This is a genomic window from Kitasatospora sp. NPDC004272, assembly GCF_053603035.1.
Window position 1 is genome coordinate 45,407 of sequence record NZ_JBSGET010000036.1, and the last position, 12,648, is coordinate 58,054.

Consider the following 12,648-nt stretch of genomic DNA (forward strand, 5'->3'; position numbering starts at 1 on the left):
CGGCAGCCGGTGTGGTGCGGCTGCCGGGCCCCGGTGGATCAGCGGTGTCAGCTGGTCTGGATCGCGGTGTCGTCGATCACGAAGGAGGTCTGCAGCGAGGAGTCCTCGACCGCGTTGAACTTCACCGTGACGCTCTGGCCCGCGTAGGCCGACAGGTTGATGCTCTTCTGGGCGTAGCCGGTGGCGGCGTTGACGTTCGAGTACGAGGCGACCGAGGTGCCGTTGACGGTGACGGTCAGCTTGTCGTACGCGGTGGTGCCGCTCTCGGCGGTGTCGATGTGCAGCCAGTAGCTCAGCGTGGCCGAGCAGCCGGCCGGGATGGTGACGGTCTGCGCGAGGGTGTCGGTGTGGGCGGAGCCGTAGCCGTCCAGCCACGCCTTCCAGGAGCCGCCGTGCGCGGCCTCGGAGGCGGAGTTGTCGACCACGCCCGAGGTGCCGGTCCAGGGGCCGGCGGTGCCGGTCTCGAAGCCGGGGTTGCCGAGCAGCTGGGCCGGGGTGCAGGTGCCCTGGGTGGTGGTGACGGTCCAGCCGAAGGAGGCGGTAGCGGTCTTGCCCGCCGCGTCCTTGACGGTGACGGTCACCGTGGAGCCGCCCGCGGTGGTGGCGGTGCCGGTGATCTTGCCGGTGGAGGCGCTGATCGACAGGCCGGCGGGCAGCCCGGTGGCCGAGTAGCTGAGCGGCGCGGTGCCGCCGGAGGCCGTGATCTGCAGGCTGACGGCGCCGTTCAGCGCGGTCGACTGGTTGCCCGGGTTGGTGACGGTGACGGCCGCGCCGGCCGGCTTGGTCAGCAGGCAGCCGCTGACGTTCAGGTCGATGACCCGGCCGGTGCCCAGGCAGGTGGTGAACCAGTAGGTCTCCTCACCGTAGCTCTGGCCCTTGGTGGCGGTGGTGGTGCCGTCCGCGGCGACCTCGCACGGGTTGTTGAGCGTGCACATCGCGCCGTCGTCGTTGCCGGTGTTGTTGATGCCGACGACCTTCCGGCTGGCCGCGTCGACGATGGGCGACCCGGAGGTGCCGTGCGTGGTGTTGCAGCCCGCGCTGTAGCGCAGCGAGTCGCGCCAGGTCCACTGGTCCTCGCGCAGGGTCCCGACGAACCCGTTGATCGAGCAGTTCCAGACCTGCTTCCAGTACGAGGAGGGTATGTACATGGCGGATCCGTCGACCGGGTGGGTGTCGCTGATCGTCAGCGCGGTGGCACCGTACTTGGAGGCGACGGCGGCGAAGGTGTCGGTGAGCTGGTAGAGCGCGACGTCGGTGCCGGTCATCGTCGCGTACAGCACCTTGTCCGCCTGGACGGTGCCGAGCGAGTTCCCGGCGGAGTCGAGCAGGGTGCCGCTGCGGGTGGCGCTCGCGTTCTGGATGACCTGGCCGGCCGTCGGCATGGTCGGCAGGCAGTGGCCGTTGGTCAGCATCATCGCCCGGTCGGTGTCCACCGAGCCCGGGTAGCGGACCAGTGAGGCGGAGCAGTTGCTCAGCGCGATGGTGGAGGTCAGGTCACCGGCCTGGACGGCCTGGGCGGGGGTGGCGGCGACGGTCAGGGCGCCCGCGACGACCGCGCCCGCGGCGAGGGCCGCGGCGGATCTCTTGAACATGGCTCTCCTTGTGGGGGATCGCAGACGTGTGACCGGTCGGTGCACGCCCGCGCCGGACGAAAGTGCCATGCCCACTTCAATTGGTCAACAGTGCCGACGGAACTCGCGGCCGGATCCCCCCGGCGGACACCCCGGCCCGGCCGCTTCCCTGACGCTCCGTCAACTCCCTTCCCCGAGCGGCCCGCAGGTCAGCCGCGGATCAGCCGCGCGGGAGGACCAGCGACTGCACCTCGGGCAGGTGCCGCCAGTCGGCGGAGACCAGGGACGCGTGCGCGCCGGCCAGTTGGACGGCCCGCGCGCGGGCCTGCTCGGCCGTCGGGTCGGTGCCGCTGATCGCCGGGGCGACGTTCTGCGCGTCGGTCATCGTCAGCAGGTAGTGGCGCTGGTCGTACCACGCGGTGTCGACGCCGTTCAGGTACGCGGCGGCGTCGCCGTCGAAGACCACGAACCAGGGGCGGACGGTGGCGTCCGGGTACCCGCCGCGCGGGTCGCCCGCGGCGGCGCCGTGCACGGCGGGGAAGACCCGCGCGTCGCCGATCCGGCCGGCGGCGGCCAGGTCGCGCAGGTGGCGGGCCTCCTCGACGTCGGTGTGCAGGGTGTCGAAGGGGTTGCCCTCCTCGACCGTGCCGGGGATCGCGTAGACCAGGGCGCGCCCGGCCAGCGCGGCCCGGCTCGGCCAGTTGCCCGCCCGGGCGGCGTCGTCGAGCGTGGCGTAGCTGCCGCCGCCGGGCCGGGCCAGCAGGTCGGCCGGGCGGAAGGCGGCGGCGCCGAGGTGGGCGGCGATCAGCCCGTCCAGCTGGGCCGGGCCCATGCCCAGGTTGGCGGCGTACCCGCCCTTGAGTTCCAGCTTGATCGTGAGCGGCCCCGCCGTCGGGTGCGCGGCCAGCCAGACCCGGACGTCGTCCAGGCAGCTCTCCAGGTTCTTGTTGGCGCCGCCGCCGTACAGCTGCGCCGGGGTGGCGGCGTCGACGCAGTTGTTGCCGTTGCCGAGCGGGTTGGAGTGGCTGACCTTCCACTCCTTGGTGACGGTGTCGGTCCACACGTCCAGCTCGATCATCGCGGTACCGGTGTCCAGCGCCTGCGCGAGGTAGCCGAACGCGCCCGGGTCGTACGTGTTGTGCAGCCCCACCCCGGTGGTCCCGGCGAACGGCCGTTCCCCGACCGTCCCCGCGTCGGCGGCGGCTCCCAGCTGCGTGGACCCCAGGAGGGCGGCGGCGAGCACCGCGCCGACGACGGCGGAACGGGCGGTGGCGAGGCGGAAGTTCATGCGGTCCCCCTGGACGGTCGACTGGGCGGGCGGCCCGGCGGTCGGTACGGGCTGACGGCCGGTCAGCGAGCAGGATGCCCCGCCCGGGGGACTTTCAAGTGACATGACAACGAAGCGCGGACGAAGTCGACCCGGCGCCGGGCGGACGCACCGGGTGGCGGGAGGCCGGTCGGCGGTCGGCAGTCGGCAGTCGGCAGTCGGCAGTCGGCAGTCGGCAGTCAGCGCGGGGGGTCAGCGGGCCGGGCGCCACATGGTGGTGACGACGTGTCCGGTGGCGGTGGTGATCTCCTCGCGCGGGGTGAAGCCGACGCTCCGGTAGCGGGCGAGGTTGGCCGGGTTGGAGGACTCCAGGTAGGCCGGGGCGCCGATGGCGTCGATCCGCTCCAGGCTGCGGGCGAGCAGGCCCATGCCGAGGCCCTTGCCGCGGTGGTCGTCGTGGACGCCGAGCAGGGTGAGGTAGAAGCAGGGCACGCCGGGGTGGGCGGCCTCCAACTGCTCGTAGATGCCCATGATGGCCCGGGCCGCCTCCGACCCCGCCGCTCCGGTGAGCAACTCCGGCAGGTGTTCGGCCTCCGGTGCGGTGAGTTCGGTGCCGCCCGGCGGGATCCACACCGCGACGGCCTCCGCGCCGGGGGTGACCAGGGTCCAGGGGTAGCGCAGGGCGGAGGTCGCGTACAACCGCCACATCGCGGCGGCCTGCCGGGCGCGCCGGGACGGGTCGGGGAAGGCCGGGCCCCAGAGCGGGTCGTGAAAGAACGCGCTGGTCAGGGTGGAGACCACGGCGTCGAGGTCGGCGGGGGTGGCGAGCCGGGCCGAGCCGGGCTGGTCGTTGCTGGTCACCGCTGCACCGTAGCCGGGCGGGGTGGTCCGCCGCTCGACGGAATCCGTCGCGGTCGGCCGCCGGCCTCCGGTGCGCGGCCGCGCTTGAGCAGTCCGCGCGGTCCGAACGGGACGGCCGCGCGCCGGAGTCGGCGCCCGCTTTCCGCGCCGCCGTCAGCCGTGCGCCCCGGGCACGTCCTTCGCGTGGGCGGCGGCGAGCAGTCGGTAGCCCTCGCCGTTGGCGCGGATCCCGGCCCGCTCCTCCTCGGTGAGCTCCCGCTTCACCTTGGCGGGGACGCCGGCGACCAGGGAGCCGGGCGGCACCTGCATGCCCTGCGGGACGACGGCGCCCGCCGCGACCAGCGAACCCGCGCCGATCCGGGCGCCGTTGAGGACGGTGGCGCTCATCCCGACCAGCACGTCGTCCTCGATCGTGCAGCCGTGCAGGACGGCGTTGTGGCCGACCGAGATCCGTTCGCCGAGGACGGCGGGGAAGGTCGGGTCGGCGTGGACGGTGCAGTTGTCCTGGACGTTGGTGCCGGCGCCGACGGTGATCCGCTCGGCGTCGCCGCGCAGCACGGCGCCGTACCAGATGCTCGCCCCGGCGGCGACGGTGACGGCGCCGACCACCACCGCGCCGGGCGCGACGAACGCCCCGGGGTCGACCTGCGGGCTCAGTCCGCCGACGGCGGCGATCAGGGGTTCGGCGGCCACGGGGGCACCTCCGGTGCGGGAAGGGCGGGCTGACGGGGCGGCGGGTGCCGCACCCGGGGCCAGTCTTGCCTACCGGAGGGTAACCGAGCCAGCGTCCCCTCCGTCGGCCGTCCCCCGCGCACCCTGACCGGATCAGGGCCAGAAGACGGCCGGCGCGCCCTCCTTGAACGGTGCCGGAGAAGACGCACAGGTCGCCGGTGAACGGCCGGTCGAGGACGAGGACGAGGACGAGGACGAGGAGCAGACTGAACCCGATCAGCGCGGCGACCGTCCCCGCGAACAGCACCTGCACCCTGATCCGGCGGCTGCCGGACGGCGGGGCGGGGTGCCGGTCACCTGCCGTGCCGGGGCGGCCAGTGGTCGAGCGGGAGCGGGCCGCGGGAGCGGACGGTGCGGATGGCGAAGGTGGAGCGGGCGTCGCGGACCGGGCCGACGGCGAGGATCTCGTCCAGCAGCACCTGCTCGTAGCTGGCCAGGTCGGGGACGGTGATCTCCACCAGGAAGTCGGCCTCGCCGGAGACCACGTGGCAGGCGACCACGGCGGGGATCGCGCACAGCGCCTCCTCGATCTGCCGGGAGGTCTCCCGCGAGTGCTGCTCGACCCGCAGCGCGACGAACACCGTCAGCCCCAACCCGACCCGGTCCCGGTCGAGTTCGGCCCGGTACCCGGCGATCACCCCGTCCGCCTCCAGCGCCTTGGTGCGGCGCAGCGCGGAGGAGGGCGAGAGCCGGACGGCCTCGGCGAGGTCGACGTTGGGGGTCCGGCCGTGGCGCTGGAGGTGGGCCAGGATCGCGCGGTCGATGCGGTCGTACTGCGGGTTCGATGACATGCCGTGCACCCTAGCGGTGGTGTCGGCGCAATCGTTCCCGTTCCCTCCCGTTTCCGGCACGGCCTGCCGCCGGGGCGCCATTGCGCGGCACGATCGACCACGCGGGCCCGCGAACCCCCGGCAGGATCCACCAGCGACCCGACTCGACCGTCCTCCCCTCCCGGCCCCTCGGCACCTTCTGCCGCCGGACCGCCCTGCCGCGGCAGGATCCACCGCCGGGGCCCCGTCGCGGAGCGGTTTTCGCCAGCGGGTGCCGCGCGGTCCGGGCCAGGATCGGGGCATGACCGACACCACGACCACCTCCCTCCCCCGTTCCCCGTCCGCCTCCCCCGGCCCGCTCTCCACCGCCGGGGCGTCCGCGCTGTACGTCGGCGCGCTGCTCGGCCCGAGCCTGCTGCTGCTCCCGGGGCTGGCGGCGCGCGCGGCGGGTCCGGCCTCGCTGCTGGCCTGGCTGGCGCTGCTGGGGCTGTCCGGTCTGATCGCCACGGTGTTCTGCGCGCTCGGCACCCGGCTGGGCTCCTCCGGCGGGGTCGCCGGGTACACGGCCGCGGGGCTGGGCGCCCGGGCGGGCCGGGCCGCCGGGTGGTGCTTCCTGGCGGGCGTGGTGGCGGGCGCGCCGGTGGTCTGCCTGATCGGCGGGAGCTACGCGGCGGCGGCCGTCGGTGCCGACGGGGGCACGGCCGTCCGGGCCGGGCTGGTGCTGCTGGCGCTGGTGCTGGGCGTACGGCTGCTCGGCGTGCGGACCGGCGCCGGGCTCCAACTGGCCCTGGTGTCCGGGCTGGTGGGCCTGGTGCTGCTGGCGGTGCTGGGGTCGGCCCCGGCCGCCCGGGCCGCGCACTGGACGCCGTTCCTGCCGCACGGCTGGGCGGGCGTCGCGCGGGCCGCACCGCCGCTGATGTTCGCCTTCGTCGGCTGGGAGGCGGCCGCCTCGCTGACCACCCGGCTGCGCGACCCGCGCCGCCAACTGCGCCGGGTGGTGCTGATCGCCTTCGCCGTGACCTCGCTGCTCTGCCTGGGCCTGGCCGCCGCGACGGTGGCCGTGCTCGGCCCGGACGCGGGCGGCCCCGTCCCGCTGGCCGACCTGATGCGCGCCGCCCTCGGCTCCCGGGGCCCGCTGCTGGCCGCCGGCGCGGCGGTGGTCCTCACCCTGGCCGCCACCAACACCTACCTGACGGGCGCGGCCGCCCTGCTGGACGCCCTGCTCCCGCCCGGCCCGACACCCGGCCCGACGCCCGACGCGACCACCGGCCCGGCATCCGGCCCGACCACCCATCCGGCGTCCGGCGCGACACCCGGCCCGGCGTCCGGTCGGCGCGGCTCGCTCGCGGTGGTCGCGGCCACCGTGCTCACCGGCGGCCCGCTGTTCGCCCTGGTCGGGACGGGTCTGCTGACCACCGCTCAACTGGTGGCCGTGCCCACGGCGCTGTTCCTCGCCGTCTACCTGACCTGCACGGCCGCGGCGGTCCGCGTCCTGGACGGCATGCCGCGCCTGGCCGCCGCCGTGAGCTGCCCGGCGGTGCTGGCGCTGCTGCTCGGCACCGGGTGGCCGGTGCTGCTCGCCGCCGCGGTGGCGCTCACCGCAGCCACCCTCGGTCGAACGGACGACCGGTCTCCGTCCGGACGTTCCGCCGCAGCTCGGGAGGGTTCACCGGCCGGTGGGGTTTGACCGCGAACGACTACCGCGCCCCAAGGGGACGGTCCGATGATCGGGCAATGGACCACACCCGGGACGATCACCTCCCGCCGCTGCCCACCCTGCCCCCGCTCCCCGACCTGCCACCGCTCCCGCCGCTCCCCCCGCTCTGCCCACTGCCACTGCCGCACCACCCGCCCTGGCACTGGAACTGGCACTGCCACACCCCGCACCCCACCCCCACGCCTACTCCCACCCCCGCGCCATCCCCGACTCCGACCCCGACACCCACTGCCCACCCGACCCCGACCCCCGCCCCCGCACCGTCCCCCACCCCGACGCAGCCCCCGCCCGCCGCCCAGCAGACCCAGCCCCCGGCCCAACTCCACTCCCCGATCCCGACCCCGACCGTCCGGGCCTCCAGCGTGCCGCCCCCCGCTCCCGTCCCGGTAGCGACAGCGGCGCCGACCCCGACGCCCACCCTCGCCCCCACGCCGACACCCGCACCGACCCCGACCGCCTCGCCCTCGACGCTGGTCGCCGTGCCGCCGCCGGACACCCCGGCCGCCGGGCCCGGCCCGCTCGAACCATCGGTCTGGGCGAGCGTCCTGCTCGTCACCGTCCTGCTGCCGGCCGCGCTCGCGGCCCTCGCCGGGCAGCACTTCACGTTCTCCAGGAGGAGCCGTTGAATCCCGCTCCGTTGCTCGGCGCCCTCGGGGCCATGGTCCTCGCCGTGGGCGCACTCGCGGTGGCGCACCGCGTGCGCCCCGAGGTCCCGGAGGGTGAGCCCTTCCCGGAACCGCACCCCACCCTCGGGGCGATCGGCTCCGGCCTGCTGTCCGGCTTCACCCTGCTGACGGGCTTCCTGATCGCCACCGGCTGGGCCGCCCACAGCACCGGCATCACCCCGCCCCCCGGCCTGTACATCGCGGACCTGGCCGCGGGCGGCGCCGTCCTGCTCTACCCGTCACTCGCGGGACTGCCGTTCACACCCCGGTACGTCACGGCGGTGTGCCTGTTCGGACTGCTGGTCGGCTACGTGATGGTGACGGCCGTCCAACTCCGCCCGTGACCGTCCCGCGTGGTCGGTCGACGCGGGCCGGAAAAGGGGTGCCCCGCCGGCCCACGGGTGGGGGGTGGCCGGCGGGGCTGGGGAGGATGGCTCAGGAGGTGGTGCAGGCGGTGCCGTTCAGCGTGAAGGCGCTCGGGGTGGTGTTGTTCGACCCGTAGGTGGCCTGCACGCCGAAGCTGGTGGAGCCGCCGGCCGCCAGGGCGCCGTTGTAGCCGAGGTCGGTGGCGGTGACGGCGGCGCCGCTCTGGACGACGGTGGCGTTCCAGGCGCTGGTGATCTTCTGGTCACCGGGGAACGTCCAGGCCAGCTTCCAGCCGTTGAGGGCGGTGCTGCCGGTGTTCTTCACCGTGATGTCCGCGGTGAAGCCGCCCGCCCAGGAGTTGGCCCGGTACGCGACCGAGCAGGACGCGTTCCCGGCCGGCGGCTGGGACGTCGGGGGCTGCGAGGTCGGCGGCTGCGAGGTCGGGGGCTGGGACGTCGGCGGCTGCGAGGTGGGCGGCTGCGAGGACGGGGCGGGCGTGCTCGGGTCGGCCGCGTTCTGCGCCAGCTGGTAGGCGATGTCGGGGACGAAGGTACCCGCCGCGGCGGCGCAGCCGTCGGCCTCGCCCGGGGGCTTGATCCACAGGAAGGCGTCGATCGCGCTGTCGTTGGTCGCGGCGGTCGGGTAGTTGCCGATCTTGCGGCCGGACGGGTCGCACCAGACGCTGCCAGACGGGCCGTTGCCGTTGCGGCTGGTGTCGATGACGGCGTGCAGGTTGCCGGGGTTGCCGAGGGCGCCCAGCAGGTTGTGGGCGAACGAGGTCTCGTTGGAGGTGGTGTTGAAGTTGGAGACGTTGGTGAAGAAGCCGTCCGAGTTGAGCACGCCCGCGCTGCGCAGCCGGTTGGCCTGCTCGGAGGGGGAGTTCCAGGTGGAGTGGCCGCCGTCGAGGTAGACCTTGGCGTTCGGGTTGGCGGCGTGGATGGTGTTGACGGCGCGGGCCAGCGAGGCGAACCGGTCGTTCTGCTGCTGGGCGCTGAGGCAGGTGGTGAGCGCGACCGAGTCGGGCTCCAGCACCACGACGCTGCGCGAACTGCCCAGTCCGGCCGCGAACTTGCCGACCCAGGCATCGTACGAGGCGAGGTCGGGGGCGCCGCCGGCGGAGGCCCCGCCGCAGTCCCGGTTGGGGATCATGTAGGCCACCAGCACCGGCACCTGGCCGGACTGGGCGGCGGCGGAGGTGATCGTGCGGACGTCGGAGGTGACGGTGTCGGGGCGGTAGTTGGCGATCCAGATGCCCTGCGCCTGGCTGGCGATCCGCTTGGAGATGACCGGCGCCCGGTAGTCACCGGGGTTGGCGGCCGCCCACTTGACGGCCTGGGAGGTCGGGTCCTTGTAGAACTGGGTGTCGGCGGCGAGGCTGCCCTGCACGGCCGCGTCGGCGCCGGACTGGGTGGCGGCCACCAGGCCGACGGCGGCGGTCACGGCGGCGAGGGCGAGGGCGGCGGCGCGACGGGTCGGCCGGGCGGGCGGAACGGCGGCGCGCCGGTGGGGGTCGGGGGTGTGCACGGTGTCCTCCGGGGGTGCTCTCGGGTGGGAGAGGCGGTCGGCATCAGGGTGGGGGCATGCTGACCGGGAACGATGCGGGAGCCGGAGCGTGGGAGCGCTCCCGCAGCGGACCGCGGCCGATGCTAGCGGCCCGACCCGCCCGGGCGGCAGAGCACCTGTGCGGCGAACTCCCGTCCCGCCGAGCGTCCCTGACGGCCTTTCGCCCAGTCGAAGCACTGTCGAACGGGCCCTTCGCACACGTTTCGTCCCACTTCGGAGCGGGGCCGGAAAACCCGCCGCGACCGCGAAACTTTCACGCCCGGGAACGACTCCGGGACGGCTCCGGGGGCGGCTCCGGGGCCTGGGAGCGGCGGTGGGCGGTTCCGGGACGGCGGGAGCCGCGACGGACGGCGCGGCCGGGGCGGCCGGGCGACCGGGGCCCGGTTCAGCCCAGCCGCGCGGTGGCGAGGTGCACCTTGAACCCGCAGGGGACGGTCCCCTGCGGCGTCGTCAGGTCGCGCACCTCCGCGAGGAAGTCCCCGTGCAGGCGTTCCACGGCCGCCGGGTCGAGCGGGCCGAGGTCGTAGAGGCCGGAGAGGGCGGCCCACACCCGGTCCGCCGGGCCGCTCAGGTCGATCGGGACGGTCTCCCAGTCGACCGCCGCGAAGCCCGCCGGGGCGAGGAGCCCGTCCAGCCCGGCCCGGCTGCGGGTGCGCCGGTCGCCCAGCGCCGGGATCCGCCGCTCGGCGGGCAGGGTGCCGAGCGAGCGCCGCAGCAGGGCGACGAACCGCTCGTACGCCTCGCCGCCGACCGCCCCGCCGCCCAGCACGCAGGCCAGCACCCCGCCCGGGGCCAGCACCCGGGCCACCTCGGCGACGACCTGCTCGGCGTCCCCCATCAGCATCAGCGCCAGGTGGGACGCGCAGGCGTCGAAGGAGCCGTCGGCGAACGGAAGCCGCTGGGCCCGGCCGACCTCCAGCCGCGCCCCGGCGAGGGCCGGCCGCCGCCGGGCCAGTGCCACGGCCTGCGGCGACAGGTCGATCCCGGCGAGCCGCCGTCCCCGCTGTCCGGCCAGCAGTTCCAGCAGCAGGCCGTCCCCGCACCCGAGGTCCAGGACGCTCGCGCGCCCCGCGAGCCGGTCGCACAGCAACTGGTAGCTGGAGCGGCCGTCCGGCGACCGCCCCGGCCCGAACGCCTCGCCGGTCACCGCCGGGCGCTCGGCGTGGAACGCCCGCAGGAATGCCTCTTGCGCTGCCGTGTCGGTGGTCATCCCCCCACGCTACGCCGCGCCCCGCCCGCAACTGCCGCGGTTCCCACCGCGATCGACCGCCCGCCCGGGGCCCCGCCGTCGGTCCGGGCCCCGACCGACGGCGGGCTCAGACCAGTGGCGGCTCGGAGGCCAGCCGTGCCTGCCGGGCCGCCCGCGCCGGGATCGAGGTCGCGGACGCCGAGGGCCTGGCCGCGTTCTCCATGCAGCGGGTCGCGGGGCTGCTCGGCCACACCAAGATGGCGCTGTACCGCGACGTGCCGGGCAAGGCCGAACTGGTCGCCCTGATGATCGAGCACACCGCGGGCGACCCCCCGCCCCCGAGCGGCGCCCCCTGGCGCGAGCGGCTCACCGAGTGGACGCACCGGATGGCCGCCGTCCTGACCGCCCACCCCTGGCTGCTGGACGCCCTCGCCGCACCGCGCGCCACCGGGCCGCGCGAACTCGCCTGGCTGGAGAGCGTGGTGTCCGCCCTCGACGGCCAGGGCCTGACCGGCGCCGAACGCATGGACGCCGCCGTCCTGCTGATCGGCCACGCCCGCACCATCGCCGCCCAGCACCGCCAGTCCGCCACCGGCTCCCCCGAGGCCGAACTCCTGCACGCCCTGGTCCCGTTGATCCGCACCCACGCCGCCCGCTACCCGGCCCTGGCCGCCGCCCTCGCCGAACCCCCCCGGCGGCCGCGACAACGCCTTCGACTTCGGCCTCGCCCGCATCCTCGACGGCCTCGCCGCCCTGATCGACCGGCGCGCCGGGGCTCCCGCCCGGTGACCCCCGCCGTGGCGGAACTCGCCGCCCTGACCCGCTGGACCCGCCTCCGGGCCGCCACCGACCGGCTCCCCGTCGAACGGCGCCTCGGCCTGCCCGTCCCCGCCTCCTTCAAGGAACTGGCGGAGACCTTCGGCCCCGGCGAGTTCAGCCAGTACCTGTTCCTCGCCGGCCCCGGCGACGAACGGGCCGCCCACTCCCTCGCCCGCGAGTCGGCCGCCTGGCTCTTCCCCGGTGCCGCCGACCTGCTGCACCCCTACCCGCCGCCCGGCGAACCGGGCGGCCCGGTCCCGTGGGGCGGCACCTGCCACGGCGACGCCTTCTTCTGGCTCCCCGACTCGGCGGACCCGGACACCTGGCCGGTGCTCGCCCTGGGCGAGAGCGCCGATCGGCACCGCTTCGACTTGACCGTCCCGGAGTTCGTCCTCGAAGCGGTCCGCCCCGGCGGCACCGTCGATCCCTTCGCGGTCGGCGGCCTCGTCCCGCCGTCCTTCCGCCCGGCCGCCCCCTGACGCCGGGTCAGTCCCGGGCGCCGCGCCCGAGCGCGGCGTACAGCAGGGCGGCCGCCAGTTGCAGCGCGGCGATGCCGAGCAGGTAGCGGGGCGCGGAGTGGACGGTGGCCGCCGCGGCGAGGGCGGCGCCGGCCGCGGCGGCGGACACCTTCAGCCCGGCCCCCAGCGTGAACACCTGCGCCAGCCGGTGCGGCGGGGAGTGGGCGGTCCGGATCCGCAGCGTCGCCGTCAGGACGAGGCCGTCGCACGCGCCCGCCACCGCGAAGCAGCCGACCGCCACCGGCAGCACCGGCACCGCCGCCGCCACCGCGAGCCCGGCGCCCGTTCCCACCAGGCCGGCCAGGGCCAGCCGTCGCGGCGCCGTCCGCGCCCACGGCCGGGTGAGCAGCAGCGTCCCGGCCAGCGCGCCCAGCGCGAACGCGGTCAGCAGGAGGCCGCCCGCCGACCCCTGCCCCGACCGCGCGGCGAACAGGACGCCGGTGCCGGTCAGCCCGCCGAGACCGAGGAAGGCCAGGCAGGTGGCGGCGGTGACGGCCCGCAGTTCGCGCCGCCGCCACACCGTCCGCAGCCCCTCCGCCAGGTCCCGGCGCAGCCGGCCGGGCGGCGGCCCGCCGAGGGGTGCGACCGGTGGCAGCAGGGCGGTCAGGAC

At 75.7% G+C, this 12,648-nt stretch carries 10 protein-coding genes and 3 pseudogenes; 4 read left to right on the forward strand and 9 right to left on the reverse strand.

Going from position 1 to position 12,648, the window contains the following annotated elements:
* Positions 1-47: 47 nt before the first annotated feature.
* The 6 genes and pseudogenes from ACWEO5_RS14080 to ACWEO5_RS14105 form a co-directional block, all read right to left on the reverse strand.
* A pseudogene (locus ACWEO5_RS14080) lies at positions 48-773 on the reverse strand (putative Ig domain-containing protein); the annotation flags it as partial.
* A gap of 249 nt (positions 774-1,022) precedes the next feature.
* Positions 1,023-1,661 (reverse strand): annotated as a pseudogene (locus ACWEO5_RS14085) (trypsin-like peptidase domain-containing protein); the annotation flags it as partial.
* A 130-nt stretch (positions 1,662-1,791) separates the two neighbouring features.
* A complete protein-coding gene (locus ACWEO5_RS14090; protein ID WP_452162651.1) occupies positions 1,792-2,859 on the reverse strand; it encodes a phosphatidylinositol-specific phospholipase C domain-containing protein in 1,068 nt (355 codons plus the stop codon).
* 231 nt (positions 2,860-3,090) lie between these two features.
* Complete coding sequence (locus tag ACWEO5_RS14095) at positions 3,091-3,699, reverse strand: GNAT family N-acetyltransferase (protein WP_452162652.1); 609 nt, start codon at positions 3,697-3,699, stop codon at positions 3,091-3,093.
* Between the two features lie 153 nt (positions 3,700-3,852).
* Positions 3,853-4,392 (reverse strand): gamma carbonic anhydrase family protein, encoded by a 540-nt coding sequence (locus tag ACWEO5_RS14100; protein ID WP_452162653.1) that lies wholly within the window; start codon positions 4,390-4,392, stop codon positions 3,853-3,855.
* A 332-nt stretch (positions 4,393-4,724) separates the two neighbouring features.
* The gene (locus tag ACWEO5_RS14105; RefSeq protein WP_452162654.1) at positions 4,725-5,222 is read right to left on the reverse strand and encodes an Lrp/AsnC family transcriptional regulator; all 498 of its coding nucleotides are present in this window, start codon (positions 5,220-5,222) and stop codon (positions 4,725-4,727) included.
* 280 nt (positions 5,223-5,502) lie between these two features.
* Between ACWEO5_RS14105 and ACWEO5_RS14110 the strand changes: the two genes are divergently transcribed.
* The 3 genes from ACWEO5_RS14110 to ACWEO5_RS14120 are packed head-to-tail and all read left to right on the forward strand — an operon-like array spanning position 5,503 to position 7,927.
* Positions 5,503-6,888, forward strand: a complete 1,386-nt coding sequence (locus ACWEO5_RS14110) for an APC family permease (RefSeq protein ID WP_452162655.1) — start codon at positions 5,503-5,505, stop codon at positions 6,886-6,888.
* 47 nt (positions 6,889-6,935) lie between these two features.
* The gene (locus tag ACWEO5_RS14115) at positions 6,936-7,544 is read left to right on the forward strand and encodes a hypothetical protein (protein WP_452162656.1); all 609 of its coding nucleotides are present in this window, start codon (positions 6,936-6,938) and stop codon (positions 7,542-7,544) included.
* Entirely contained in the window at positions 7,541-7,927 is a 387-nt protein-coding gene (locus ACWEO5_RS14120) for a hypothetical protein (protein WP_452162657.1), read from the forward strand. The genes ACWEO5_RS14115 and ACWEO5_RS14120 overlap by 4 nt, the downstream gene beginning before the upstream one ends.
* Before the next feature lie 91 nt (positions 7,928-8,018).
* Here the strand turns inward: ACWEO5_RS14120 and ACWEO5_RS14125 are convergent, their stop codons facing one another.
* Complete coding sequence (locus tag ACWEO5_RS14125; RefSeq protein WP_452162658.1) at positions 8,019-9,473, reverse strand: glycoside hydrolase family 6 protein; 1,455 nt, start codon at positions 9,471-9,473, stop codon at positions 8,019-8,021.
* Positions 9,474-9,897: 424 nt separating this feature from the next.
* Entirely contained in the window at positions 9,898-10,722 is an 825-nt protein-coding gene (locus ACWEO5_RS14130; protein WP_452162659.1) for a class I SAM-dependent methyltransferase, read from the reverse strand.
* A gap of 200 nt (positions 10,723-10,922) precedes the next feature.
* Here ACWEO5_RS14130 and ACWEO5_RS14135 point away from each other — a divergent pair, with 200 nt between their 5' ends.
* A complete protein-coding gene (locus ACWEO5_RS14135; RefSeq protein WP_452162660.1) occupies positions 10,923-11,999 on the forward strand; it encodes a TetR/AcrR family transcriptional regulator C-terminal domain-containing protein in 1,077 nt (358 codons plus the stop codon).
* Between the two features lie 7 nt (positions 12,000-12,006).
* Here ACWEO5_RS14135 and ACWEO5_RS14140 read toward each other — a convergent pair.
* Positions 12,007-12,648: pseudogene (locus tag ACWEO5_RS14140) on the reverse strand (MFS transporter); the annotation flags it as partial.